This window comes from Flavobacterium amnicola (assembly GCF_004122165.1).
Lineage (GTDB): Bacteria > Bacteroidota > Bacteroidia > Flavobacteriales > Flavobacteriaceae > Flavobacterium > Flavobacterium amnicola.
In genome coordinates this window covers 180,955-207,262 of record NZ_SBKO01000001.1, presented here as the reverse complement: position 1 = coordinate 207,262, position 26,308 = coordinate 180,955, and the positions used below count along the sequence as shown (strand labels likewise).

Annotated in this window: 21 protein-coding genes; 10 read left to right on the top strand and 11 right to left on the bottom strand. The window is 35.3% G+C overall.

Annotation, left to right across the window (positions count from 1 at the left end; all coding sequences use genetic code 11):
• The first annotated feature begins 493 nt into the window (after positions 1–493).
• Positions 494–2,794, top strand: a complete 2,301-nt coding sequence (locus tag EQG63_RS00940; RefSeq protein ID WP_129433399.1) for a TonB-dependent receptor — start codon at positions 494–496, stop codon at positions 2,792–2,794.
• Between the two features lie 49 nt (positions 2,795–2,843).
• Here the strand turns inward: EQG63_RS00940 and EQG63_RS00935 are convergent, their stop codons facing one another.
• The 8 genes from EQG63_RS00935 to miaB all read right to left on the bottom strand — a co-directional run bounded on the left by EQG63_RS00935 (position 2,844) and on the right by miaB (position 11,929).
• Positions 2,844–5,201, bottom strand: a complete 2,358-nt coding sequence (locus EQG63_RS00935) for a hypothetical protein (protein ID WP_129433396.1) — start codon at positions 5,199–5,201, stop codon at positions 2,844–2,846.
• A gap of 94 nt (positions 5,202–5,295) precedes the next feature.
• Positions 5,296–6,927: a chaperonin GroEL gene (groL, locus tag EQG63_RS00930; protein WP_129433394.1), complete on the bottom strand. Its 1,632-nt coding sequence runs from the start codon at positions 6,925–6,927 to the stop codon at positions 5,296–5,298.
• A 32-nt stretch (positions 6,928–6,959) separates the two neighbouring features.
• Positions 6,960–7,235 (bottom strand): co-chaperone GroES, encoded by a 276-nt coding sequence (locus EQG63_RS00925; protein ID WP_129433391.1) that lies wholly within the window; start codon positions 7,233–7,235, stop codon positions 6,960–6,962.
• A gap of 136 nt (positions 7,236–7,371) precedes the next feature.
• Complete coding sequence (secG, locus tag EQG63_RS00920) at positions 7,372–7,749, bottom strand: preprotein translocase subunit SecG (protein ID WP_129433388.1); 378 nt, start codon at positions 7,747–7,749, stop codon at positions 7,372–7,374.
• 2 nt (positions 7,750–7,751) lie between these two features.
• A complete protein-coding gene (locus tag EQG63_RS00915; protein WP_129433385.1) occupies positions 7,752–8,633 on the bottom strand; it encodes a tetratricopeptide repeat protein in 882 nt (293 codons plus the stop codon).
• 4 nt (positions 8,634–8,637) lie between these two features.
• Entirely contained in the window at positions 8,638–9,141 is a 504-nt protein-coding gene (locus EQG63_RS00910) for an LptE family protein (RefSeq protein ID WP_129433382.1), read from the bottom strand.
• Positions 9,142–9,172: 31 nt separating this feature from the next.
• Positions 9,173–10,417, bottom strand: coding sequence for a sigma-54 interaction domain-containing protein (locus tag EQG63_RS00905; RefSeq protein WP_129433380.1), 1,245 nt, complete (start codon positions 10,415–10,417; stop codon positions 9,173–9,175).
• Positions 10,418–10,480: 63 nt separating this feature from the next.
• On the bottom strand, positions 10,481–11,929 hold the full coding sequence (gene miaB / locus EQG63_RS00900; protein WP_129433377.1) for a tRNA (N6-isopentenyl adenosine(37)-C2)-methylthiotransferase MiaB: 1,449 nt from the start codon (positions 11,927–11,929) through the stop codon (positions 10,481–10,483).
• 210 nt (positions 11,930–12,139) lie between these two features.
• Here miaB and topA point away from each other — a divergent pair, with 210 nt between their 5' ends.
• From topA to EQG63_RS00865, 7 genes are all read left to right on the top strand, one after another.
• Positions 12,140–14,656: a type I DNA topoisomerase gene (topA, locus tag EQG63_RS00895; protein WP_129433374.1), complete on the top strand. Its 2,517-nt coding sequence runs from the start codon at positions 12,140–12,142 to the stop codon at positions 14,654–14,656.
• A gap of 3 nt (positions 14,657–14,659) precedes the next feature.
• Positions 14,660–15,805: a formimidoylglutamase gene (locus tag EQG63_RS00890; protein WP_129433370.1), complete on the top strand. Its 1,146-nt coding sequence runs from the start codon at positions 14,660–14,662 to the stop codon at positions 15,803–15,805.
• Positions 15,806–15,952: 147 nt separating this feature from the next.
• Positions 15,953–17,347: a T9SS ring complex lipoprotein PorK/GldK gene (porK, locus tag EQG63_RS00885; RefSeq protein ID WP_129433368.1), complete on the top strand. Its 1,395-nt coding sequence runs from the start codon at positions 15,953–15,955 to the stop codon at positions 17,345–17,347.
• Between the two features lie 48 nt (positions 17,348–17,395).
• A complete protein-coding gene (gene porL / locus EQG63_RS00880) occupies positions 17,396–18,040 on the top strand; it encodes a type IX secretion system motor protein PorL/GldL (RefSeq protein WP_129433365.1) in 645 nt (214 codons plus the stop codon).
• Between the two features lie 53 nt (positions 18,041–18,093).
• Positions 18,094–19,620 (top strand): type IX secretion system motor protein PorM/GldM, encoded by a 1,527-nt coding sequence (porM, locus tag EQG63_RS00875; RefSeq protein WP_129433362.1) that lies wholly within the window; start codon positions 18,094–18,096, stop codon positions 19,618–19,620.
• Between the two features lie 47 nt (positions 19,621–19,667).
• Positions 19,668–20,675 (top strand): type IX secretion system ring subunit PorN/GldN, encoded by a 1,008-nt coding sequence (gene porN, locus EQG63_RS00870; RefSeq protein ID WP_129433359.1) that lies wholly within the window; start codon positions 19,668–19,670, stop codon positions 20,673–20,675.
• A 67-nt stretch (positions 20,676–20,742) separates the two neighbouring features.
• Positions 20,743–21,792, top strand: coding sequence for an NAD(P)/FAD-dependent oxidoreductase (locus EQG63_RS00865; RefSeq protein WP_129433356.1), 1,050 nt, complete (start codon positions 20,743–20,745; stop codon positions 21,790–21,792).
• On the opposite strand, the gene EQG63_RS00860 is transcribed toward EQG63_RS00865, so the two are convergent.
• Positions 21,793–22,179, bottom strand: coding sequence for a DUF983 domain-containing protein (locus EQG63_RS00860; RefSeq protein ID WP_129433353.1), 387 nt, complete (start codon positions 22,177–22,179; stop codon positions 21,793–21,795). It abuts the gene before it with no gap.
• 64 nt (positions 22,180–22,243) lie between these two features.
• Here EQG63_RS00860 and EQG63_RS00855 point away from each other — a divergent pair, with 64 nt between their 5' ends.
• Positions 22,244–24,163 (top strand): ABC-F family ATP-binding cassette domain-containing protein, encoded by a 1,920-nt coding sequence (locus EQG63_RS00855; RefSeq protein ID WP_129433350.1) that lies wholly within the window; start codon positions 22,244–22,246, stop codon positions 24,161–24,163.
• Positions 24,164–24,180: 17 nt separating this feature from the next.
• Positions 24,181–24,573 carry a DUF4345 domain-containing protein gene (locus EQG63_RS00850; RefSeq protein ID WP_129433347.1) on the top strand — a complete coding sequence of 131 codons (393 nt, stop codon included), beginning with the start codon at positions 24,181–24,183 and terminating at the stop codon, positions 24,571–24,573.
• On the opposite strand, the gene EQG63_RS00845 is transcribed toward EQG63_RS00850, so the two are convergent.
• Complete coding sequence (locus EQG63_RS00845) at positions 24,566–25,711, bottom strand: GNAT family N-acetyltransferase (RefSeq protein ID WP_129433345.1); 1,146 nt, start codon at positions 25,709–25,711, stop codon at positions 24,566–24,568. The two genes, EQG63_RS00850 and EQG63_RS00845, sit on opposite strands and share 8 nt — an antisense overlap.
• A gap of 63 nt (positions 25,712–25,774) precedes the next feature.
• A complete protein-coding gene (locus EQG63_RS00840) occupies positions 25,775–26,257 on the bottom strand; it encodes a DUF1761 domain-containing protein (protein WP_129433342.1) in 483 nt (160 codons plus the stop codon).
• Between the last annotated feature and the right edge of the window lie 51 nt (positions 26,258–26,308).

The window sequence follows — 26,308 nt, the reverse complement described above, 5'->3', positions numbered from 1 at the left end:
GACATTTTCCATAACTGCAAATGCGTTTAATGCTGTTTCTTGTAGCCTTCAATCCAGTCCAGCAAAATCAATAAAAGAAGCAAGTAGCAAGTTTACTTCTTTATCAACGGACAATTATGAAGAAAGTATAGAATTAGTTGAGATTGATCTGGATGACTCCTTTGGTGACTTTTTATGTATCGAAAATTCGTCAAAGACATTCTCTTCCGAGAAACAACACATCAGAACGACAAGCAACAGTTTTCTTTCCATCAAATTGGAGTGTAAGCCTTTATACCTCCTTTACTGCAAGTGGAAATCCTACTTAGGAAATTAATTTTGGATTTCAACTGAAAATTGAAGTTGACAACTTCCAAAAACCACCACCACATCATTTTTAATTTCTTTTCCATTAGTGATTTGAGGAATACCCTCTTTTTATCAGAATTAAATGATGTTTCCTACTTTTTAAATAGTAAATGATCAAATCTAATCCATTGTCAAAACGATAAAAATGAAAACGATATTTAAATTAATTTTTTTATTGGGAATCCAATTTTTGTATTCTCAAAATACACTGTCAGGGACAGTAAAAGATGCCTCGAATGAGAGTCCGATTGCCAATGTATATGTTTTTATTTCCGAGTTGAATAAAGGCGTTCTGACTAATAATGAAGGAAACTATATCTTAAATATTGAAGCCAAAGGTCGTTTGAATGTACAGTTTTCACATTTGGGTTACCAAACAGTATTGCAATCGGCTGTAGTGGATGCTACCAATACCACCGTAACCCTTGATGTTGTACTGAAAGAAAGCACTGCCAATTTGAATGAGATTGTAGTCACTCATGCCTTTGAAAATGAATTCAAACAAAATACGTTTAAAACCGATGTAGTTCATAAAGACGATATTCAAAAAGTGGGAGGATTTACTGTTATGGATGTTTTGAATAAAATTCCAGGAGTAGATGCCACCACCACGGGAACTTTAATTTCAAGACCAGTAATTAGAGGATTGTCAAGCAACAGAATTTTAACGTTAATTGATGGCGTTCGTTTCGAAACACAACAGTGGGATGACGAACACGGAATAGGGGTGAACGAGAATGGAGTAGAGAAAATTGAAGTGGTAAAAGGACCTGAAAGTTTACTGTACGGACCTGAAGCTATGGGCGGTGTCGTTAATTTTATTCAATCGAAACCAGCACCTGTTGGAACGATACAAGGTTCTGCTTTTACTTCGATGTCAAGAAATAATCATGGTTGGAGAGTACTAGCCAATGTCGATGGAGCAAAAGAGAAGTTGAATTGGGGGGTGAGTGCTTTAGGGAAATTATTTTCAGATTATTTTATAAACAATCAAACCTTCAGGGTTCCTAATACAAGATTGTCAGAATACGGAGCTAAAGCATACGTAGGAACCAATCAAAAATGGGGAGCTACTCGCTTATCCTATACTTTCAATCAAGCTTTTTTCGGAATCCTTGATGGAAAAGATATTTTGTTTGGACCTAACGGAGAAATCATCAATACCGACATTGAAAAAGAGAAATACCCTCTTGAAACAGAGGCGCCATTTCATACTGTTGTCGATCACAGAGTAATTTCTGAAACTAATTTCTTGTTAGGGAAATCGAAACTAGATGCCATTTTTAGTTATCAAAACAACCACCGTACCGAAAACGAAGAGTTTGCCTTAGGGAAGATATTGGGTAAAAAAGGCTATAAGTATGTCGACATGACTTTGCAAAGTCTGACGTATAATGTGAAATGGAATACGCCTAAATGGGGCCGATTTTCATCTATAGCCGGTACCCAAGGGATGTTTCAAAATAACCAGAACAATTCGGGTGCCAAAACAGTTTTAATTCCGGATGCTTCGATTGCTGATTTTGGATTTTTTGCAGTCAGTAAGTACGAACATAAGGCGTTAAATGCCACTTTTGGTGCTAGATTTGATGCGAGAAATTTGGCTACTAAAACTACTTTGGGCTATAATTATGCCATCCCGGAAATATCTCGTTCATACAACAATGTGAGCACATCTCTAGGTTTGGCATATACCATTGCCGAAGATTTGGTGTTAAGAACCAGTTTTGCAACAGGGTATCGTTCGCCTAATTTAAATGAATTGACCTCAAATGGATACAAATTGGAATCGAGAAGATTTGAAATTGGGAATGCGAATTTTGATAAAGAACACAATAATCAGTTCGACTTTAGTGCCACCTATGAAGGCAAAAACATCAGTTTAGAAACTTCTTTTTTCTTCAATCGTGTCAATAATTACATTTATATCGCTCCTACAGGTAATTTGATTGCTAACAATATTAATCCCGCAGAAATGGTTGCCGAATATAAGTTTTATCAATCGAATGCCGAATTAATAGGTGGAGAAGCTCGACTGGATATACATCCTGTAGGTTGGAAATGGTTGGATTTTGAAACAAAGTTCTCGACATTGGAAGGAAAACGAACGGATAATGATTCTCATTTACCAATGATGACGCCAACAAAATTGTCGAACACCCTGTATTTTAATTGTAAGGACTTTTGGAAGTTGTCTAAAAACTCTTTCAATATCAATCTAGCCTCAACTTTTGATCAAAATAAAGTAGAAGCCAATGAATTGAAAACGAAAGGATATTGCTTGGTGAATTTCGGTTGGTTTACCTCCTACAAGTCATTTGATTTTACATTGACGGCTAATAACCTTTTGGACAAAAATTATGTGAACCACATGTCAAGGTTTAGACCATTCAATATTTCTGAGCCCGGAATGAATATCGCAATTGGTTGTAAAAAGAATTTTTAATGCAAATAAAAACCCCGATTGAAACATCGGGGTTTTTATTTTGTATTTCTTAAGGTTGTATTTCAATTGTTTTGGAAATTATTTGCCCTGTACTGTTTATTCCGTCCAAAACTAAAATAAGTGCACCATCGTTCACCTTTGGAAGCGAAATTTCGAATTCACCATTTTGATTGGTTACCGTTCTAGGATTCCAAAAAACATTTCCGAAATTAAGAAAGCTTTCATCGTTGAAATTAATGGACAAATTGTTTTTGAAAGGTAAGAAAGGGGTAAACCCATCTTTACAGACGTAATTTTTGGCACTAGATTTAAATGCCGTTTTCCCTGCCCCCATGGTTCTTTTGGTAAAAATGCTAATCACTCCATTTCTTCCAGCACTACCTGCACCAAATCCTCTTTTGTTTATATAAATTTCATCAATCTGGTCCATTCGCATTCCGTAAAGAAATGTAAAATCATCTAGAGGAGAATTATCAATCAGAATAGTTGGTGTCGAGTCTTGATTAAAACTACGGGAAGTTCTAGTTGTTATAGTAACATTTCCGCCGCTTGTCTCAATGTTATATCCTTTGGCACGTATAAAACTAATTACATCCGAATATCGTCTCACTTGTTCGTCATCAATTTTATACCCATCAATAAAAGAACTTCCATAAGCAGCATTTTTACGATTAACTAATTTCGGTTTGACTAAGGTTTTATTAATTTGTATGGAGTCTAGCAAATGCGTGTTTTTGTCCGTTTTAGGAAATTTAAAACTTACTTTGTTTGCACTTTCATCAAAGCATGTTTGTTTTGCTTTGAAAGGTTTGTAGAATTGGTTTTTGGCTTTTACTAAATTGAAGGCAGAGGCGAAATTTTTTACTTCATTTTTTTTATTAACCATCGACAAAAAAATCGATGTGGAATCACTAACTACAAGATTTTCAAATTGAAATTCATTCTTTTCATTAATGTCGGTATTCAAACTAACACCTGTAGAAATGCAAAGCAGATTTATTTTGTTGTCTTTGTTGCTGGTTTCCGAATTTATTTTTCCAATTAGTGATAGCCCATTTTCCGATTTAAAATTTTCGGTAGGGATATTAATATTTTGCAGGAAATTGTATTTGTATTTGTTTCCAAATAAGGCAAGGTCTAATTCGAAATGTTTTAAACGATTGTAATTGTTAAAATAGTAGGAACTATTGGTAATTTCGGTAGTTAAATGATTGTTGAGTAAAAGACTTGAATGAATGCTGTATTTGTTTGGCCTTGTAAGTGTTTTTGATGGCATGATGCTATAACTTAACTCGCCAAGATTAAAATTGCTTTTGAATTTGTATTTGATTGAATCGTTAGTAACAATTTTATTCGTCATTTCAATAGCGCTGTTTACTTTGGAATTGTAATACAATCTTTCAGATATAATGTCCTTTTTCTCGTCAAACAAAATAAAATTGGTGATTCCATTATTAAGTTCTTTTTTAGAAAAGGCTAATTTTTTTAGTTGCGTATTGGCGTCAAAATCAACTTTTACTAAATTCAAATTATCAAGGTGTTGAATCCCCAACCAAACGGTTTTATTTGTAGCAATTGTAGCCTTGTTAGTTTTAATATCAACGTATAAGGTCTCCGAATTAAAATTATCATTTATACTTATTAGGTAACCGATTTTTTTTGGTTTTTCAATTACTTTTTCTTGAAGTATATTTTGTTCATTCTTGATTTTAATTTTATACTCTAAATTTTTCGATTCGAGTAATTTAAATTTACCATAGCCTTGTTCATTAGTTGAAAAAGTAGTGACAACTTCATTTTTATCGTTCAAAACTTCAATGTCTTTTATAGTACTTCCAATGCCATTACAATCTTTTATTTCGGCTACAATATCGTTGTCGGTATTTTCTAATAAAACACCAGATTCTGGGTAATAATTGATGTTGATTTTATTTGGATTGAATTTTGAAGTCAAATCCATTTTGTAATTCGTCGGATTGACAATCGTAATTTCGTAACTGCTCGATTCATCTTCCGAAAAGTTATTCATGTAATTGGTAAAGAATCGAAAAGAATAGTTGCCCGATTCGGTAATTTTATCAGTATTGTAAAATCCGTGAAAGGTACTATTTTCAGAATAAAGTAATTTGGAATCTATTTTTTCACCATTAGAATTCAACAATTCCATGATTATATTTGATGATTTTATGTTGGGAAGACCTGTAATTTTATCGATTACGTAACCTTTTAGCCAAATGGTTTCTCCTGTAGTATAGACAGTTTTGTTAAATTGTGTGTGAATGTTTTCTCTTTCAAGATTGAAATAAGCGGTGTTATTTTCAATTGTACTTTTTTCATCTACAGTATTTTGTGCTTTTGACACAGTTGAAATAACACAAAAAGTTAGCAGATATAATAGTTTGTTCATTATTTGGTTTTTGGCAAATATAAAAAATCCGTCTCGAATTTAGTTCTTGACGGATTTTTACTTTTGGCTTTTGCCCTATGTTTTGTGTCTAAAATTACATCATGCCTGGCATGCCGCCTCCCATTGGCATTCCGCCACCAGCATTTTCTTCTTTAATCTCGATTAAAGCACACTCAGTGGTTAGAATCATTCCAGAAACCGATGCAGCATTTTCCAAAGCGACACGCGTTACTTTTTTAGGATCGATGATTCCTGCTTCAAGCATGTCAACATATTCGTCGGTTTTAGCATTATAACCAAAGTTGTCTTTTCCTTCGGAAACTTTTGCTACGACAACTGATCCTTCCAAACCGGCGTTTTCAACAATGGTTCTCAAAGGTGCTTCAACAGCACGAGCCACAATTTGAATTCCAGTAATTTCATCAGCATTGTCAGCTTTAATAGCTGCTAAAACTGATTTTGCGCGTAATAAAGCAACACCACCACCAGCAACAATTCCTTCTTCTACCGCAGCACGAGTGGCATGTAAAGCATCGTCCACACGGTCTTTTTTCTCCTTCATTTCAACTTCAGAAGCAGCTCCTACATAAAGTACGGCAACACCACCTGCTAATTTAGCCAAACGCTCCTGTAGTTTTTCTTTATCATACTCAGATGTAGTTGATTCCATCTGGGCTTTGATTTGGTTGACGCGATTTTTAATCAAATCAGCTTCACCCGCACCATTTACGATAATCGTATTGTCTTTGTCGATCGAAACTTTTTCAGCAGTACCTAACATTTCCAAAGTAGCGTTTTCTAGGTTGTATCCGCTTTCTTCCGAAATTACTGTTCCACCAGTTAAAATAGCGATGTCTTCCAACATGGCTTTTCTTCTGTCTCCAAAACCAGGTGCTTTTACCGCAGCGATTTTTAAGGCACCACGTAATTTGTTTACTACCAAAGTAGATAAAGCTTCCCCATCTACATCTTCTGCAATAATCAATAAAGGTTTAGTAGATTGGGCTACAGGCTCAAGAATAGGTAGTAACTCTTTTAAAGAAGATACTTTTTTGTCGTACAATAAAATGTAAGGTCGTTCTAATTCCACTTCCATTTTCTCTGTGTTGGTCACAAAGTACGGAGACAAATACCCTCTGTCAAATTGCATTCCTTCCACCACATCTACATACGTATCTGTTCCCTTAGCTTCTTCCACAGTGATTACGCCTTCTTTTCCTACTTTTCCGAAAGCCATCGCAATAAGTTCGCCGATCACTTCGTCATTATTAGCCGAAATAGAGGCTACTTGTTTGATTTTTTCGGTAGAAGAACCTACTTCTTTGGCTTGTTTGCCTAAGTCAGCCACAATTGCTTCTACTGCTTTGTCGATACCACGTTTTAGATCCATTGGATTGGCACCAGCCGCAACGTTTTTCAAACCTTCTTTTACGATAGCTTGTGCTAAGACGGTTGCAGTTGTAGTCCCGTCACCCGCTAAATCGTTGGTTTTTGAGGCTACTTCTTTTACCATTTGAGCACCCATGTTTTCTAGGGTGTCTTTCAATTCAATTTCTTTTGCAACAGAAACTCCGTCTTTAGTAACGGTTGGTCCTCCAAATGATTTAGAAATAATAACATTACGCCCTTTAGGTCCTAATGTTACTTTTACTGCATTGGCTAATGCATCTACACCACGTTTTAAACCGTCACGTGCTTCAATATCAAATTTTATATCTTTTGCCATTTTCTTGTTTATTTGTTGATTTACTTATTCGATTAGATAATTGCTAAGATATCTTCCTCGCGCATGATTAGATAATCTTTATTTTCAAATTTTAAATCGGTACCAGCATATTTCCCGTAAAGAACAGTATCTCCAATTTTCACGGTCATGGGTTGGTCTTTTTTTCCGTTACCCACAGCGACAACAGTTCCTTTTTGTGGTTTTTCTTTTGCGGTATCAGGGATAATAATTCCAGAGGCTGTTTGCGTTTCGGCAGGAGCAGGCTCTATGATAACACGGTCTGAAAGAGGTTGAATTTTTATTGCCATTTTACTATATTTTAGTTGAATTTTATTTGCTATTATTTTGTCAGAAATTGTGCCAAGTGATAAAATCTGACAAAATTACTAAATAAAAATGCCAGCACTGACAGGCTGGCATTTTTAGTTTTCGTGATATCGAAAATTATTTTTTTGCTTCTTCCGTAGCTGGTGTTTCCGATGTTGCTGGAGCAGTTGTTTTGTTGTCTGCTGCAGGAGTCGCTGCTGGAGCGGCTGGGATTGCTGAAGGAGTTGCGGTTTCGTCAATTACTTTAGAACCCGTATCGCTAGCACCACCTGTAAAACTTAAGCTAGATAATAATATTAAAGCGATTAAAGTTCCAGCTAAATACCAAGTACTTTTATCTAAGAAATCAGTTGTTTTTTGAACACCTCCCATTTGAGATGAACTTCCGAAAGTTGAAGATAAACCTCCACCTTTAGGGTTTTGTACCATAATAACTACGATTAATAAAAAGCAAACAATCGTGATTAATACTAAGAAAATTGAAAATGTACTCATTGTTATTTATTGTTATTTTGTTGTAATTCTTTTATATCTAAAATTCGGTCTGCAAATAAACTACTTTTTTCTGGATATTTCAAAATTAATATTTCATAAGCTTGAATTGCTTTGCTGAATTTTTTTTGCTCCAAATATATTTTGGCCAAAGTCTCGGTCATCAAATATGAAGTGTCCTCCTTTTTTTGGGTATAAATTGGAGTAGGAGCGTCTTCTTTTGGTGGGGTAATTTTTGGATTGGCTTCGATGAACTTGTCAATTAATTCATATTTTGTCGCCAAAGAATTGTCTGACTTAGGTTCCGTTTCTTCTCTTACAATAGGTTGTAATTTAGACAATTGAAGCCATTCTTGAAACGAATGTGTTTCCGATGGTTTGAAATCTAAGGGTTTGCCTATTTCTAGTTTTTCTTCTAAAACAAAAGTATTATTTTGATTGCTTTCCACGACAACTTCTTCCGTATCTTGCGTAGCCTCTTTAATAGATGAAATAATCGATTTTTCTAAGGTATTTTCGGTTGGAAATTCTTCAATAATTTGAATTTTTTCTTCCAACACGATTTCGTTTTCTACCTGAAAACTGTCTACAACCGGAATGGCGAAAATTTGATTTTCTTTTTCTTGAAAAAATGCTTTTTGGATTCCTACAAAATGGTCGGAAGTAATAAAATCGAAAAGAACACTTCTGTCCGAAGTATAACTTGCTGTTGTTTTTAATGCCGAATTGTATTTAAAACTATCTTGGTTAAAAAGTCCTTTCAAATATAAACTTCTCGCACTTTGAAAATACGGATATTCAGTTAGAATTTTATCCAAATCACTTATCTGGCTATTGTTTATAGCGTCAGGTTTATTGAGTAAATAAGTAAATTCGTGTAAATTCATAGTATTACCATTTGGCTAAAGTGTCATTAAAGATATCTTGTGTAATACGTTCGAAAATTTCGTCTAAAGCCGTTCTTAATTGTGCGCCAACAAGTTGTTGTTCACCAGCATAATCGTAATAAAATGAAAAGCGTTTTTCAAAATCTTCCTCGGGTTTTTTTTTGTTTGAAAAACGAAGATTTACAGTAATTGTCAATCGGTTTTGTGCAGCAGTTAAATCGGCAGTTGCAGTCATCGGGGAAATGCGATAATCGACAATTTCACCTTCGTACATCAAATCACCGTCGGTTGACGTCAGATTTAAATTCGTTTGATTTTGAATTAAATCTTGTAATTTCAATGTAAATTGACGGTCAATTCCAGGTTCAATCAACTCGGATACGTTTTGAAAGGTGTTGACTTGGAACGTGTTGGCATCTATTTTTCCCGTTCCTGTAAAGTTGTAAATACCACAACCGTTCAGTAGAAAAAATAAAGGAGCTAATAATATGTAGTATGTTTTTTTCATTTTTAGTGTTCCAAAGATAGGGATTGGAATTTTACAAATCAAATTGTTTGATTTTTCTGTACAAGGTTCTTTCTGAAATACCCAATTCGTCAGCGGCTGCTTTTCGTTTTCCTTTGTTGCGTTCCAGCGCTTTTTTAATGAGTTCGATTTCTTTTTGATCCAAGCGTAACGAATCTTCTTCTTCGATAGTATCGGCAAAAATGTAATCGTCTTCGTCGTCGTCAAAATCTTCTTGAATATCGTTAGCAATGACTGCGGTTCTTGGTGTTTCTTCAAAAGAAATTTCACTTTCATCTTTGTTACCGTATACTTTCTGAATCAAACTCGGATTGATGTCTTGTACTTTAGCACCGTTTTTCATCAATTCTAACGTTAGTTTTTTCAAGTCATTCAAGTCACTTTTCATGTCAAAAAGAACTTTATATAAAATGTCTCTTTCGGTTGAGAAATCATTTTCTGACTTTTTCCCAATAACCGAAGGTAAATTAATGCCTTCAGCCGGTAAATAGGACATTAGAGTTTGTAACGAAATGTCGCGGTTGGTTTCCAAAACCGAAATTTGTTCGGCAGCATTTCGCAATTGACGAATATTTCCGCTCCAACGGTATTTTACCAAATAATTTACAGCTTGATCCTCTAATTTGATTGGAGGCATTTTGTATTTGTGGGCAAAATCGGAAGCAAATTTTCTAAATAAAATATGAATGTCTTCTTTGCGCTCGCGAAGTGGCGGTAAATTAATATCGACAGTACTCAAACGATAGTACAAATCCTCACGGAATTTGCCTTTTTCAATAGCATCAGCCATATTCACATTTGTAGCTGCTACAATTCGGACATTGGTTTTTTGGACTTGTGAAGAACCTACTTTTATAAATTCTCCATTTTCCAGCACACGTAATAAACGAACCTGGGTAGTTAGCGGTAATTCACCCACTTCATCAAGGAAAATTGTTCCGCCATCAGCTACTTCAAAATAGCCTTCACGGGTAGAAGTGGCTCCAGTAAACGACCCTTTTTCATGTCCGAATAATTCACTATCGATAGTTCCTTCTGGAATAGCACCACAGTTGACGGCAATATATTTGCCATGTTTTCGGTGCGATAGTGAGTGGATAATTTTCGGAATACTTTCTTTACCAACACCACTTTCTCCGGTTACCAATACCGAAATATCAGTCGGAGAAACCTGAATGGCTTTTTCAATCGCACGATTGAGCTTTGGGTCGTTCCCAATAATTTCAAAACGTTGTTTTATGGCTTGAATTGATTCCATTTTTTATATTATAATTAGTAATTAACAATGGATAATTAATTGTCAATTATCCATTATCAATTGTTAATTCATAGACGAATATCCTATCGCTTCTCCAATTAAAGTTGCTGAAGTGCAATCGGTCACTTTTACCAAGACGAAATCGCCAGGTTTGTAATTTTCTTTTGGGAAAACGGTCACCACATTTTCAGAAATTCTTCCTGACCAGTGTGCATCCGATTTTTTTGATTCTTTTTCAATTAAAACTTCTACCGTTTGGTTTAAGAAACGAGCCGTACGCTTAGCACTTATGTCTTGTTGTAAATCGACTACCTCTTGTAAACGACGCATTTTTACAGGCTCAGGAACATCGTCTTCCATTTTACGTGCCGCAAGTGTGCCTGGTCTTTCTGAATAAGCAAACATATAACCGAAGTCATACTGTACATATTCCATTAGACTCAAGGTGTCTTGATGATCTTCTTCTGTTTCCGTTGGGAAGCCAGTAATCATATCTTGTGAAATCGAACAACCTGGAATAATGCGTTTGATTTTATCAATCAATTCCATGTATTCTTCACGGGTGTGTTGACGGTTCATTTCTTTTAAAATTCGAGTACTTCCAGACTGCACAGGCAAGTGAATGTAATTACATACGTTGTCATATTTGGCAATCACGTGTAATACTTCTTCGTGCATATCCTGTGGATTAGAGGTCGAAAATCTAAAACGCATTTTAGGGAATTGCTTTGCCGACATTTCTAATAGCTGAGCAAAATCAACAGCAGTAGCTTTTTGCATTTCGGTCGCTTTGTCGTAGTCTTTTTTCAAACCACCACCATACCATAGGTAACTGTCTACGTTTTGACCTAACAAGCAAATTTCTTTAAAACCTCTGTCCCATAAATCCTGAATTTCTTCAATGATAGATTGTGGTTCGCGGCTACGCTCACGACCACGTGTAAAAGGTACTACGCAAAAGGTGCACATGTTATCACAACCACGAGTAATCGATACAAAAGCGTTAATTCCATTAGAATTTAAACGTACAGGAGAAATATCGCCATAGGTTTCATCTTTGGATAAAATGACATTAATCGCATCACGTCCTTCTTCTACTTCTTTTAAAAGATTGGGTAGGTCTTTGTAAGCATCAGGTCCAACCACCATATCTACGATTTTTTCTTCTTCCAAGAATTGGCTTTTTAAACGTTCGGCCATACAGCCTAAAACGCCTACTTTCATGCCTGGATTAATACTGCGTTTAACCGCATTGTATTTTTCCAAACGCTTACGAACAGTCATTTCTGCTTTATCACGTATAGAACACGTGTTGACTAAAACCAAATCGGCTTCTTCTAAATTTTGAGTCGTATTATAACCTTGTTCGGTTAAGATGGAAGCTACGATTTCACTGTCGGAAAAATTCATAGCACATCCGTAACTTTCTATGAAAAGTTTCTTTGTATTTCCTTCTTTTTCTTGTAAAACGAGGCTGGTGCCTTGTCTCTTTTCATCTATTTCCTTTTCCATGTTTTGCCTTTGCGTCTAAAAATGTCTGCAAATATAATACTAAAAATGTTTTTCTGACAAGATGTCAGATTTGTTTAACAAATTATTATTTTTTAGTGTATATATATTAAGGTATAAATCGGTGAAATGTTTCCGTTCAACTTAAAAAAGAAAACAAAAATTCAATATTTAAAAAAAAAATCTACTTTTGCCGAACAAACAAAAATACAAATGGCAAAGAATTTAGTCATCGTTGAGTCACCTGCAAAGGCGAAAACTATCGAGAAATTTTTAGGGAAAGACTATCAAGTAGAATCGAGTTATGGTCATATTGCCGATTTACCGTCAAAGGAGATTGGAGTAGATGTAGCGAATAACTTCAAGCCTAAATATGAAGTTTCTGCCGATAAAAAAGCATTGGTGAAAAAATTGAAAGACTTGTCTAAATCTGCCGAAATGGTTTGGTTGGCTTCCGATGAGGACCGCGAGGGAGAGGCTATTTCTTGGCACTTGGCGGAAGAATTAAAATTAGATCCAAATAAAACCAAACGTATTGTTTTTCATGAAATTACCAAATCGGCGATTCAAAAAGCAATTGAAAACCCGAGAGGAATTAACTATAATTTGGTCGATGCACAGCAAGCACGTCGTGTGTTAGATCGATTGGTTGGATATGAATTGTCTCCAGTACTTTGGAAAAAAGTTAAAGGAGGATTGTCGGCTGGCCGTGTGCAATCGGTTTCGGTGCGTTTGATTGTGGAGCGTGAACGTGAAATTCAAAATTTCAAAGCGGAAGCGTCGTATAGTATTACTGCCGAATTTGTAAACGAGGCCGGAAAATCATTCAAAGCAAAATTGCCTAAAAACTTTGTTTCCAAAACAGAAGCTGAAAATTTCCTAAAACAAAATATTGGTTCTACCTATAAAGTTGGTGATTTGGAAACAAAACCGACTAAAAAATCTCCTGCAGCACCTTTTACCACTTCAACTTTACAACAGGAAGCGGCTCGTAAATTGTATTTGCCGGTAGGAATTACGATGCAAATTGCCCAACGTTTATACGAAGCGGGACTTATTACTTATATGAGAACCGATAGTGTGAACCTTTCTCAAGAAGCAATGGCAGCAGCGCAAGCTGAAATTACAAGTTATTACGGTGCTGAATTTAGCAAACCAAGAAGTTTTAATACCAAATCTAAAGGAGCGCAAGAAGCTCACGAAGCGATTCGTCCTACTGATATGTCGCGTCATACGGTAGATATCGATAGAGATCAAGCACGTTTGTATGATTTGATTTGGAAAAGAACGCTGGCTTCTCAAATGAGCGACGCACAATTGGAGCGTACCAATGTTAAAATTGAGGCCAATAATCATAAGGAAACATTTACGGCAACTGGTGAAGTAATCAAATTCGAAGGATTTCTAAAAGTGTATTTAGAAGGACACGATGACGAAGACGAGCAAGAAGAAGGAATGCTGCCTGCATTAAAAGTAAATGAAAATTTAAAAAATAATTACATCACAGCAACCGAACGTTTTTCGAGAGCTGCTGCACGATATACCGAAGCTTCTTTAGTGAAGAAATTAGAGGAATTAGGAATTGGTCGTCCCTCAACTTATGCACCAACGATTTCTACGATTATTAATAGAAATTATGTAGAAAAAGGAAACTTTGAAGGACAGGAAAGAAAATACAATCAGATAGTGTTGAAAAATGCGGAAGTTACTTCGCAAGTTTTAACTGAAAATGTTGGTTCCGACAAAGGAAAATTAGTGCCGACCGATATCGGAATTATCGTTAATGATTTCTTGGTAAAAAACTTTGAAACGATTTTAGATTATAACTTCACCGCAAAAGTAGAGCAAGATTTTGACGAAATTGCAGAAGGAAATATGCAATGGGCCAAGATGATGAATGATTTTTACAGTCATTTCCATCCCAATGTTCAAGATGTAGAAAAAAATGCCGACCGTGAAAGTGGAGAACGAATTCTGGGAATTGACCCGAAATCAGGCAAACAAGTTTCAGTTCGTTTGGGAAAATTTGGACCGATGGTGCAAATTGGAGAAGCCGATGATGAAAACAAACAATTTGCAAGTCTTCGTGCCGAACAAAATATAAGCACGGTTAATTTAGAAGATGCACTGAACTTATTTTTACTACCTAAAAATTTAGGGATATATAAAGGAGAAGAAGTGGAAGTGAGCAATGGTCGTTTTGGGCCCTATGTTCGTTTCGGTAAAACTTTTATTTCCTTGCCAAAAGGAGAAGAGCCTTTGGATGTGACTTTGGAAAGAGCGCAAGAGTTAATTGAGGAGAAAAATCAAGCAGACGCGCCTATAGGTCAATACAAAAGTATGGACATTCAAAAGGGGGTAGGACGTTTCGGGCCTTTCATCAAATGGAATGGCATTTTTATCAATGTGAGTAAGAAATATAATTTTGATAATTTATCTCAATCGGATTTAGTCGAATTGATTGAAGATAAAATCCAAAAAGATATCGATAAGGTGGTGCATCATTGGGAAGAAGAAGGCATCAAAGTGGAAAAAGCACGCTGGGGCCGTTCGGTGATCACCAAAGGGAAAATCAAAATCGAATTGAACAAAGATATTGATGCTTCAAAATTGACTTTAGAAAAGGTTAAAGAAATGATTGAAGCCAAAACGCCAGCTAAAAAAACAGCAGCGAAAAAACCTGCGGCGAAGAAAGCTACAACTAAAAAAGCACCAGTAAAAAAGAAGTAAGACATGGTTTTTGATTTTTTTCAACCTGTTTCTGCAGATGTAATTCAGTATATTCAAAGTTTGTCTTCGCAAACCTTGGGGCAGAAAACTGTGTTTCATACGGAGACTGATTTTCCAAAATTAGAATCTGCAAAAATTGCTATTATTGGAGTTTTGGAAGACAGAGGCGCAGGTAAAAATAATGAAGCCGTAGATTTGAGTTTTATTCGTAAAGAATTTTACGCCTTGTTTCCTGGAAATTGGAATGCGCAAATTGTTGATTTAGGAGATGTAGTTGCTGGGAATGATATTGAAGACACCTATTATGTCTTGAAAAACGCGGTGGCTCATTTGGTGAAAAATAAAATCATTCCTGTTGTAATTGGGGGTTCTCAAGATTTAACCTATGCGATGTATCGCGCCTATGATCAATTGGAACAAATGGCGAATGTAGTTTCTATCGATAGTAAATTCGATTTTGCCAAAGAAAATAGTGTGGCGTCCGATTCGTTTCTAACGAAAATGATAGTCGAAGAGCCCAATAATTTATTCAACTACAGTAATATTGGGTATCAGACGTATTATAATTCACAAGAAGAGATCGATTTAATAGAGAAATTATATTTCGATGCCTATCGTTTGGGAGAAGTTTGTAATAATCCAGCCATTACAGAACCTGTTTTGCGTGATGCCGATTTGGTTTCCATAGATTTATTGTCGGTTAAGTCCTCAGATTCGGGAAATTTTAGTAAATTTACGCCTAATGGTTTTAATGGAAAGGAAATTTGTGCACTTGCCCGTTACGCCGGAATAAGTGATAAAGTGACGAGTTTCGGTGTTTTCAATACTAGTTTTGCACCAAGTGAAAAAGTATTAATTGCGCAAATATTATGGTATTTTATTGAAGGATTCCATTTCAGATCAAACGAATATCCTTTCGGAACCAAAGAAGAATACATCAAATATATTGTGACTTTAGAAGATGAATTGATCTTTTATAAAAGTAATAAAACAGAACGTTGGTGGATAGAAATAAGTTTTTTATCGAGTTTGAATAATAAATTAAATAAAACTACGTTGTTGCCTTGCACTCATGATGATTATTTAGAAGCATGTAAAGGGCTAGTTCCGGAAAGATGGTGGAAAGCACAACGAAAAGATATAATATAAAGTAACAAATTGTAATTTTAAAATAGGGCAAATCAAGCTAATTAAATTTTTTTAAGGTTTTTTTAGCAAAAAAATTGTTTTTTAGAAAATAAATAAATAGGTTTACGCCCTTAAAACTATATGAATACATACATAACCCAAATTTATATGAAGAAGTTCATTTTATTAGCAGTACTGGTTTCGTTTTTATACGGCTGTGGAGGATCAAGTGACAAAGGGCAACTTGTAGGTGTGAAAGGTAAAGCTTGGCACCCAGAGAAACCTTATGGTATGACTTTAGTCCCAGGCGGGGCATTTATCATGGGTAAATCAGATGATGATTTAGCTAATGTGCAAGATGCGCCTACTAAAACAGTTACTGTACGTTCATTTTACATGGATGAAACAGAAATCACAAATAGTGAGTACAGACAGTTTGTGTACTGGGTAAGAGACTCTATTGTAAGAACTAAATTGGCTATTGCTGCTGACGAGTTAGGTGCTCCTGCAGACGCTAGTGGAAAGTCGTCTAAAAAAGGTGGTAGCATTAATGACTACGCTTTCAAAGATGCGGATACTACAAAAATGAGTGTGTACGATAAGTATATGTATGACAATTACTATAGCATGGGTTCAGGAGATGATCCATATGCAGGTAGAAAATTGAATAAAAAAGTAAATCTTAAATGGAATACAAGTCAATATCCTGATGCTAACTATACAGAGGTTATGGATTCTATGTATATTCCAGTTGAAGAAGCATATAATGGTTTGAGAACTATTGATGTGAATAAATTAGAATTCCGTTACTCTTGGATGGATATTCAAGCTGCAGCTAAAGCTAAAGTTGGAAAACGTAAAGAGTTTATCAGAAAAGAAAAACAAAAAATCTATCCTGATACAACAGTTTGGATTAAAGATTTCGCTTATTCTTATAATGAGCCAATGCATAATGATTATTTCTGGCACCAAGCATATGCTGATTATCCAGTAGTTGGGGTAACTTGGAAACAAGCGAAAGCATTTTGTGCTTGGAGAACATTATACCACAATGCAGAAAGAAAAAGACGTCACCAAGATTTCATCAACACCTACAGACTTCCAACGGAAGCAGAATGGGAATATGCGGCTCGTGGTGGTTTAGAATCAGGAACTTTCCCATGGGGTGGTCCTTATGCTAAAAATGACAGAGGATGTTATTTAGCAAACTTCAAACCAGTTCGTGGAGATTATGCAGCTGACCAAGCTTTATATACAGTAGAAGCAGATGCTTATGAGCCAAATGATTATAACTTATATAACATGGCAGGTAACGTTTCAGAGTGGACGGATTCAGCTTACGATCCAACTGCTTACGAATTTGTTTCAACAATGAATCCAAATGTATCTGATCAAAAGAACATGCGTAAAGTAATACGTGGTGGTTCTTGGAAAGACGTTGCTTATTACCTACAAGTAAGTACTCGTGATTTCGAATATGCAGATTCAGCAAGAAGTTATATCGGTTTCAGAACTATCCAAGATTATATGGGTACTGATGTAACTGGTAACGCAGGAAAATAAAAAAACCAAACAATTATTATTATATTAACTTAACTAAATTTTATTATTATGGCATTATTATCACCAAAAGTTATGAATTTCGCTTACGGTATGGGAGCGGCAGTAGTTATTATCGGAGCATTATTCAAAATTGCTCACTTTGAATTTGGACCTTTAACAGGTACTGTGATGTTAACTATAGGGTTAATAACGGAGGCAGCGATTTTCGCAATTTCAGCATTTGAAGAGCCTGCAAAAGAATTGGATTGGGCATTAGTTTACCCAGAATTAGCAGGTGGTAACCCAAGTGCTAAAAAAGCAAAAGAAGATCCTAAAGATGCACAAGGATTATTATCTCAAAAATTAGATGCTATGCTTAAAGAAGCTAAAATTGACGGTGAGTTAATGTCTAGCTTAGGGAATAGTATTAAAAACTTCGAAGGTGCTGCAAAAAGTATTTCTCCAACTGTAGATGCTATGGCAGGACAAAAGAAATATGCTGAAGAAATGATGGCAGCTGCTGCTTCAATGGAGTCTTTAAACAGCTTATATAAAGTACAATTAGATAGCGCTGCTCGTAATGCAGAAGCAAATAAAGAAATTGCTGAAAATGCTGCTAAATTAAAAGAGCAAATGCAATCGATGACATCTAACATTGCTTCATTAAACAATGTTTATGGTGGTATGCTTTCTGCAATGAGTAACAGAGGATAATTAGTTTTTCTAAACTAAAATTTATTTTAATAACAAAAACTAATTAAAAAAAAATGGCAGGAGGAAAATTAACCCCTAGACAGAAGATGATTAACCTAATGTACTTGGTTTTCATCGCGATGTTGGCAATGAACATGTCAAAAGAAGTATTATCTGCTTTTGGTTTGATGAACGAAAAGTTCGAAGGAGCTAATTCATCAGCAAAAGCTACAAATGAGCAAATGATGATGGCTTTAGATACTAAAGCAACTGAAGCAAAAGGTGAATTCGCCGTTGCAGCAGCTACAGCTCATAAAGTAGAAGCAGCTACAAAAAAATTCTATAGTTTCGTTGAAACGTTAAAAGCAGAAGTTTTAACGGGTGTTGAACCTGAAGAAGGTAAATTGCCATATGAAGCAATGGACAAAGCCGATAATTTAGATAACAGCTGGTTTACCGGTGAAGGTTATACTAAGAGAGGTAATGAAGTTGTAGCAGCTATTGAAACGTTCAAAAGTGAAATGAAAGCCGCTTTAGGTAATGAGAAAAAGTATGCAGCTATCTTAAATGAGGTAACTAAGAAATTCGATTTATCTGATGTTGCTAACAAAGAAGGATTGAAAGATAAATATTTAAACTACCATTTCAAAGGTTTCCCAGCTATTGCGTCTTTAGCGAAGTTGAGTGCTTGGCAAAATGATGCTAAAAAAGCAGAGTCTGATGTAATCAGTGCTGCTTTAGGAAAAGCTGCCGTGCAAGCTGCATCTTACAGTAACTATCAAGCAATTGTAGTTTTAGAAAAAAATGCTTATTTCCAAGGAGAAACTGTTAAAGGTAAAGTAGTTTTAGGTCGTTATGACGAAAACACAAAACCAACATCTTTCCAAGGTCCTGGTAGATTAGAAAACGGTCAAGCGGTTATCTCTTTAACCGCAGGAAGTGTTGGTGAGCAAAAAATTAACGGTCAATTTTCATTCTTAGAAGATGGAAAGAACATTCCTTTAAAGTTCGAAGGTTCTTATGTGGTTGTACCTCGTCCAAATTCTGCTACTATTTCTGCTGATAAAATGAATGTAGTTTACCGTGGAGTACCGAACCCTATGACAATTTCTTTTGCTGGTGTTGCAAACAACAAAGTAAAAGCTTCTGCAGTAGGTATGTCTGGTACAGATGGTAAATATATTTTACGTCCAGGTTCAGGAAGTGAAGTTATGATTAACGTAAGTGCTACATTACCTGATGGAAAAGTAGTTAGCGATAAAAAAGCATTCCGTATTAAAGGTTTGCCAGCTCCAACTGGAAAAATCCGTGGAGAGGTTTCTGCTAAAGGTTCTAAATCTAACTTGGAAGCATGTACTATTTCTGCTGTAATGGAAGATTTCGATTTCCCAGTAACAGTAAATGTAACTCAATTTAACGTTAAAGTTCCTGGACAACCTACAATCGTAGTTTCTGGTAGCAAAATGGACGGTAGAGCGAGAGCAGCAATCCAAAAAGCACAAAGAGGTGACGTAGTAGTTATTTCTGAAATTAAAGCAAACTTCTCTGGTATCGATCAGTTAGCGAAGAGAGTTTCAACTTGTACTTACGAGGTACAATAAAAAAATAAAATTTTCGTTTAAATTTTAAACGCCTCAAATATTAAATTATGAATTGGAGAAATTTATTTTTAGTTACAACATTTGTTTTTGCAAGCAGTACAGCTTTTGCACAATCAAATCTACTAAATGCTAAAGTGCCAACTGATATTGGTAAAAAATCGGAAGCACAATTGCTTAAAGATAACGATAAGCCTTTAGAATATGGTTATATTGATGACCGTGACGTTTTAATGTCTAAAAAAACATGGGAAATTATTGACCTTGATGAAAGAGTTAACTTTCCTTTATATTACCCTATTGATACAGCAAGTATCGGTAACGAAAGACGTTCTTTATACGATGTCCTTGTAAAAGGAATCAAGTCTGGAAAAATTACAGAAGTATATTCTGATAGTTATTTCAGAGAAAAGAAGACGTTAAAAGATATCAATGCTTCTTTATCAAAAATCGATACTACAGATGCAGGTCGTGAGCAAATGAATGAAGATCCAGATGCTTTCAGAACTAGAATAGTTCAAACACCTGAATTCACTATGGTTAAGAAAGGGAAAAAAATGGTGAAGCAGAAAACAGGAAAGATGAAAACTGATACTATTCCTGCTTCAAGAAAAATTTCTGAAGAGTATATCAACAAAACAGATTTAGCATCAATTGATGTATCTGATTATAAAGTGGTAGGTCTTTGGTATTTCGACAAAAGACAAGCGGATTTACGTTATAGAATTTTAGGAATCTGTCCTGTTATTCCAGACGTTTATACGATGGATAAAGAAGAAAAAGAATATGTTGATTTGTTCTGGATATTTTATCCAGGAGCTCGTGAACTATTACATGAGTGGAAAGCTTTCAATGATAAAAACTCTTCTATGCCAATTAGTTTTGATCACCTTTTAAACTCACGTCGTTTTAATGCGGTAACTTACAAAGAAGAGAACGTTTACAACGATAGAGAGATCAAGGATTACAAAAAAGACAACTCTTTAATGCAATTACTTGAGTCTGAAAGAGTAAAAGAAAAAGTACGTAACTTCGAACAAGATATGTGGACGTATTAAAAAATTAATTTCTCCAATTTCATAAAAAACTCTCACCATTACGGTGAGAGTTTTTTACTTTTGTACTATGCTTGATTATATTATTGTTGGTTCTGGTATCGCAGGTGTTTCCTTTGCTGAGTTAGCGCTGCAAAATGGTAAATCATTTGTAGTGTATGATAATTATTCTACTAATTCATCTCGTATTGCCGGAGGTTTGTACAATCCTGTTATTTTAAAACGTTTCAGTGAGGTGTGGAAAGCCAAAGAACAATTAGAGTTTGCATTGCCTTTTTATAAAACCATTTCCGAAAGAATTGCAACAGTTTTTGATTTTCCAATTCCTGTCTACCGTAAATTTGCTTCTATCGAAGAGCAAAACAATTGGTTTCATGCGGCCGACAAACCCAATTTAGCACCTTTTTTAGCTACAGAAATCATCCATAAAGAATATCAGTCAATTACGTCTACATTCGGTTTTGGACAAGTCTTGCAAACGGGCTATGTTGATGTAGCCATGTTGCTAGATAATTATATTCAATATTTGTCGCAACAAAACGCATTCATCAATGAAACTTTCGATTATTCTCAATTGATCGTTAATGAGGATGCGGTTGTGTATAAAGGAACGAAAGCTAAAAATATCATCTTTTCAGAAGGTTTTGGTTTGCATGCCAATCCGTATTTCAACAATTTGCCATTAGATGGAACAAAAGGAGAACTTTTGATTATTAAAGCACCCGATTTGAATCTTGACGTTGTTTTGAAATCCAGTATTTTTATTTTGCCTATCGGAAATGATTTATTTAAAGTAGGGGCAACTTATAATTGGGAAGATAAAACCGATACGCCAACCGAAGAAGGAAAGCAAGAATTAATCGATAGTTTGAAAGAATTAATTGATTGTGATGTTGAAATTATTTCGCATTTTGCTGGTGTTCGCCCAACCGTTAAAGACCGAAGACCATTAGTAGGTCACCATACAACCTTCAAAAAAATTCACGTTTTAAACGGCTTAGGAACGCGTGGCGTTATGCTCGGTCCTTGGTTGGCCAAAGCGTTGTTTGAAAATATTGAAAATAGTACTCCTTTAGATAATCAAATCAGTATTCGTCGTTTTGATAAAAAAATAAACTAATTATTTTTTTGCCGCCCAATCTTTATCGTAACTGATAAAAAAATTGATCCATACGTTTCTTGATACTCTCATTAAAACGGGCATTAACAGAATTAAAGTAGCGGTTATTCCAATGAATGCTGTTTTTAAATTAGTTTTCAACCCAAAATAAAATAAAATAAAAGCGGCAACTCCTAATCCAACTCCAAGGGCATAACTAACATACATCGAGCCGTAAAAGAACGAAGGTTCCATAGAATATTGCAAGCCGCAATGACTGCATTTTTCATTCATTTTAATCGTATAACTCGGATTATACAGGTTTTTGCCAGCATACATGCTTTCTTCGTTACATCTTGGGCAACTTCCTGTTAAAATACTGTGCGCTTTCAATCCTTTTTTTAACATTTGCAAAAATTTTCTTCAAAGGTACCAAATTTAAAAAACTACCTTTGTAACAATAATCACATTTATGCTAAATATTCATAATTTATCGGTTTCTTTTGGTGGTACGTACCTTTTCGAAGAAGTAACATTCAGAATGGGGTCGGGCGACCGAGTTGGTCTTGTTGGGAAAAATGGTGCTGGAAAATCAACCATGCTAAAAATTTTGGCAGGTGATTTTAAACCGGATTCTGGTCAAATTGCTACCGAAAAAGAAGTTCGTATTGGATTTTTGCGTCAGGATATTGATTTCGAACAAGGAAGAACAGTTTTGGAGGAAGCGTATCAAGCCTTTACGGATATCAAACAAGTGGAAAAGAAATTAGAAGAAATCAATCACCAATTGGTTACTCGTACTGATTATGAAAGTGAAGAATATTCGCAAATTATAGAAGATTTATCCGATTACACACACCGATTTGAATTATTAGGCGGGTACAATTATGTTGGCGATACCGAAAAAATTCTTTTGGGATTGGGTTTCAAAAGAGAAGTTTTTAACAACCAAACAGAGACTTTTTCTGGTGGATGGCGTATGCGTATCGAATTGGCGAAATTGTTGCTACAATCGAACGATATTCTGCTTTTGGATGAACCTACCAATCACTTGGACATCGAAAGTATTATTTGGTTGGAAAATTTCTTGCGTAATTATCCAGGTGTGGTCGTAATCGTTTCGCACGATAAAATGTTTTTAGATAACGTAACCAATCGCACTATCGAAATTTCATTAGGAAAAGCTTATGATTTCAATAAGCCCTATTCGCAATATTTGGAATTGCGTCATGAAATTCGTGAAAAACAATTGGCGACTCAAAAGAATCAAGCTAAGAAGATTGAAGAAACTGAAAAATTAATCGAAAAGTTTAGAGCCAAAGCGTCTAAAGCCTCTATGGCGCAGTCTTTAATTAAAAAATTGGATAAAGTAGAACGAATTGAAGTCGATGAAGACGACAATTCCGTAATGAATATTTCATTCCCAGTTTCAAAGGTGCCGGGGAAAGTAGTGGTGGAAGCGGAGCATGTGACCAAAGCCTATGGAGATAAAACAATTTTAACCGACATTTCACTTTTGGTAGAACGTGGCAGTAAAATTGCTTTTGTGGGTCAAAATGGTCAAGGAAAATCGACTTTTATCAAAGCGATTGTAAACGAATTTGACTACGAAGGGACAATCAAACTTGGACATAATGTACAAATCGGTTATTTTGCTCAAAATCAAGCCGAATACTTAGATGGAGAAATCACTTTGTTGCAAACGATGGAAGACGCCGCAACCGATACCAATCGTTCTAAAGTACGCGATATGTTAGGTTCCTTTTTGTTTCGTGGCGATGATGTAGAAAAGAAAGTAAAAGTGCTTTCAGGTGGCGAACGAAACCGTTTGGCTTTATGTAAATTGTTATTGCAACCGATTAATGTGTTGCTGATGGATGAGCCTACGAATCACTTGGATATCAAGTCTAAAAATGTATTAAAAGCAGCATTACAAAAGTTTGAAGGAACTTTGTTGCTGGTTTCTCACGATCGTGATTTCTTGCAAGGGATGTCGAATTTAGTCTACGAATTCAAAGATCAAAAAATAAAAGAATATTTAGGCGATATCAACTACTTCTTAGAACAGCGCAATTTGGAGAACATGCGGGAAGTGGAGAAAAAAGATACCGTTGCTTTGAGTTCGAACTCAGCCGAAAACAAAACAAACAAAGCAATTTCCTACGAAGATCAGAAGAAAAGCAAATCGCTTCAAAACCGATTGTCAAAAATTGAAAGTCAAATCCAGCAATTGGAAAAAGATATTCAAAATGACGACAAGGAATTGGCATCTAATTATGATAAGCATATCGAAAATGCCAGTTTTTTTGCCGCTTATGAAAAAAAGAAACTGGAATTGGAAAAATTATTGGGAGATTGGGAAGTAGTTCAGTTGGAAATTGATAACTTGTAGGAGATAAACTTAAAGAAATGAAAAGAAGTCATGCTATTAAAAATACCCACTTAATCATTTCTTCTGTTGTGGTGTTGCCCGTTTCCCTAATTTATGGTTTTGCTCCTGAAGTGTTTTTTAAACTTACAGTAAGTACGATTGACGAGCAAAATATTCTAAAAGCAATCATGGGAATTTACATTGCCTTTGCAATACTTTGGGTTCTCGGGATTTGTAATTCGAAATATTGGAAAATTGCCACCGTTTCTAACTTTATTTTTATGTTCGGATTGGCTTTCGGACGAATTATCAGTATGCTTTTTGATGGAATCCCGTCACCTTTGTTGTTATTTGGTGTTACTGGTGAATTGATTTTGGGGGTTTACGGGATTTATATCTACCAACAAAATAGTACTGAAAAAACTACTTAAAGGGATGACGTTGTTGCCAGGCGACCGAAGGTTCTAATTTTTCAAAAATTTTCCCAATGTATTTGTTGATGAGTTTGTTGGAATGGAAGATAAAGCCCGACATCATCACAGGCTGGGCTCCTATTGAGCTTTTAATTTCTAATGCAGTTCTTCCGAAAATTATTTTTTTGAATCCGTTTTCGATGCCAAACTTGGTCATGTTGTACAACATATTTAAGTAAAGCATTTTTTCTTTTTGAATATGGTCATCATACCCTAAGAAATAGGTTTCCAATGTTTCACCGTTAAGTAACAAGGTGTGAAATCCAACCAAATTTCCTTCCAAAAAATAACCGTACAATTTAAATTGATTGCCACACTGTTTTTTAAAGGTAGAAAAATGATGTTTGGCTAAAAAGAACGTATTAAAAGGGGCGTTTTTAGCCACGTGATGGTATAGTTCGTAAATTCGTTCTTCATGTGCTACGATTTCCTCATAGCTTAATTCTTTTTCGTCTATGCCTTCAATTTTTTTGTGTGAGCGTTTGTATTGGTCGCGGTATTTTTTTGAAAAAGCTGCCACGTAATCCGATTCGGTTTTCCAATCCGAGTGCAATTCAAATATCATGTTGGGCTGTACGTTAAAGTCGTACATTTTTCCAAAATCATATTTTTTCAATTCCTCCGAACAATGTTGGTAAAAATCTTTAAAGGAAACAATGTGAATTGTGATGTTTTGTTTTTTGAAATAAGCAATAATTTCGTCTGAACACTGAACTAACACATCACTTATATGCTTAAAATCGATTGCTTTATTAAAAGCATACCCATTTTGGCCTGTAATCATGTTGTTGCCCAAAAACAAAACATGAGATGCGAAATTTCTAAAAACAAAATTTCTAATTTTTGTTTTCAAACAATTTTCTCTGTCGCCAAAAGACTCCAGTTTGCCTACTTCGAGATATTGGGCAAGTGCCACGCCAATATGTTCTTCTTTTTCATAAATAGAAATATAAAAACACTGCATATTCACGGGTGCCGATTCTTCCAAAACCGATAAATACTGTGTTTGTAAAAAAGCATTATCAGTCGCTACTTGGTTCCAAGTAGTGGGAAGTTGAGTAATGTCGTTGTGAATTTTAAATGTAATTGATTCCAAAGTCAAAAAAATCGCTCCACAAATGTAGAGCGATGTTGTTATAAATAAATGTTAAGAAAATAATTATTTCCAGCCACAAATGATGGCTCCCATAATCATTAAGGAAACGATCCAGTAGCCTGCGTTAACTAAAATATATTTCCATGATTTTTGTTCGAATAAACTGTTAACTGCTGTAATTGGTAAAACAAATAAAACTCCTACCATACATCCATGCAGTGCTCCGTGTTTGTAGCTTCTGAAAGCATCACCATAATCGGCCATGAAAGAAGCGTACGATGGTAAGGCTTTTTCCACTTCACCACCTATCATCCCCATTGCGCCAATTTGATGAATTACCATACCCGATAACATGAAAGAGATTAAAAAGGAATTGAAAATTGTCAATCCGAAGATTTTTATCATGTTCCCTTTTTGGGCCTTTTCTTCGGTCATACCGGTTTCATTCATCCAAATAGTACCGAAAACTTTAGGATTGTACCATACAAATCCTACTAATAATGTAACTAGCGAAGCTACTAATACTGCTAAAAAATTAAAAGGCATATTAAATTGTTTTTTGGTTAGTTACTCAAATATAAGAATTTTTTACAACTA

Coding starts and splice junctions, on each gene's coding strand:
- EQG63_RS00905 (WP_129433380.1), bottom strand. CDS start 10,417: ATGGAATCAATTCAAGCCATAAAACAACGTTTTGAAATTATTGGGAAC.
- EQG63_RS00935 (WP_129433396.1), bottom strand. CDS start 5,201: ATGAACAAACTATTATATCTGCTAACTTTTTGTGTTATTTCAACTGTG.
- porM (WP_129433362.1), top strand. CDS start 18,094: ATGGCAGGAGGAAAATTAACCCCTAGACAGAAGATGATTAACCTAATG.
- secG (WP_129433388.1), bottom strand. CDS start 7,749: ATGAGTACATTTTCAATTTTCTTAGTATTAATCACGATTGTTTGCTTT.
- EQG63_RS00865 (WP_129433356.1), top strand. CDS start 20,743: ATGCTTGATTATATTATTGTTGGTTCTGGTATCGCAGGTGTTTCCTTT.
- EQG63_RS00855 (WP_129433350.1), top strand. CDS start 22,244: ATGCTAAATATTCATAATTTATCGGTTTCTTTTGGTGGTACGTACCTT.
- miaB (WP_129433377.1), bottom strand. CDS start 11,929: ATGGAAAAGGAAATAGATGAAAAGAGACAAGGCACCAGCCTCGTTTTA.
- EQG63_RS00910 (WP_129433382.1), bottom strand. CDS start 9,141: ATGAAAAAAACATACTACATATTATTAGCTCCTTTATTTTTTCTACTG.
- EQG63_RS00940 (WP_129433399.1), top strand. CDS start 494: ATGAAAACGATATTTAAATTAATTTTTTTATTGGGAATCCAATTTTTG.
- EQG63_RS00890 (WP_129433370.1), top strand. CDS start 14,660: ATGGTTTTTGATTTTTTTCAACCTGTTTCTGCAGATGTAATTCAGTAT.
- EQG63_RS00850 (WP_129433347.1), top strand. CDS start 24,181: ATGAAAAGAAGTCATGCTATTAAAAATACCCACTTAATCATTTCTTCT.
- topA (WP_129433374.1), top strand. CDS start 12,140: ATGGCAAAGAATTTAGTCATCGTTGAGTCACCTGCAAAGGCGAAAACT.
- EQG63_RS00840 (WP_129433342.1), bottom strand. CDS start 26,257: ATGCCTTTTAATTTTTTAGCAGTATTAGTAGCTTCGCTAGTTACATTA.
- porN (WP_129433359.1), top strand. CDS start 19,668: ATGAATTGGAGAAATTTATTTTTAGTTACAACATTTGTTTTTGCAAGC.
- EQG63_RS00915 (WP_129433385.1), bottom strand. CDS start 8,633: ATGAATTTACACGAATTTACTTATTTACTCAATAAACCTGACGCTATA.
- EQG63_RS00860 (WP_129433353.1), bottom strand. CDS start 22,179: ATGTTAAAAAAAGGATTGAAAGCGCACAGTATTTTAACAGGAAGTTGC.
- porK (WP_129433368.1), top strand. CDS start 15,953: ATGAAGAAGTTCATTTTATTAGCAGTACTGGTTTCGTTTTTATACGGC.
- porL (WP_129433365.1), top strand. CDS start 17,396: ATGGCATTATTATCACCAAAAGTTATGAATTTCGCTTACGGTATGGGA.
- groL (WP_129433394.1), bottom strand. CDS start 6,927: ATGGCAAAAGATATAAAATTTGATATTGAAGCACGTGACGGTTTAAAA.
- EQG63_RS00925 (WP_129433391.1), bottom strand. CDS start 7,235: ATGGCAATAAAAATTCAACCTCTTTCAGACCGTGTTATCATAGAGCCT.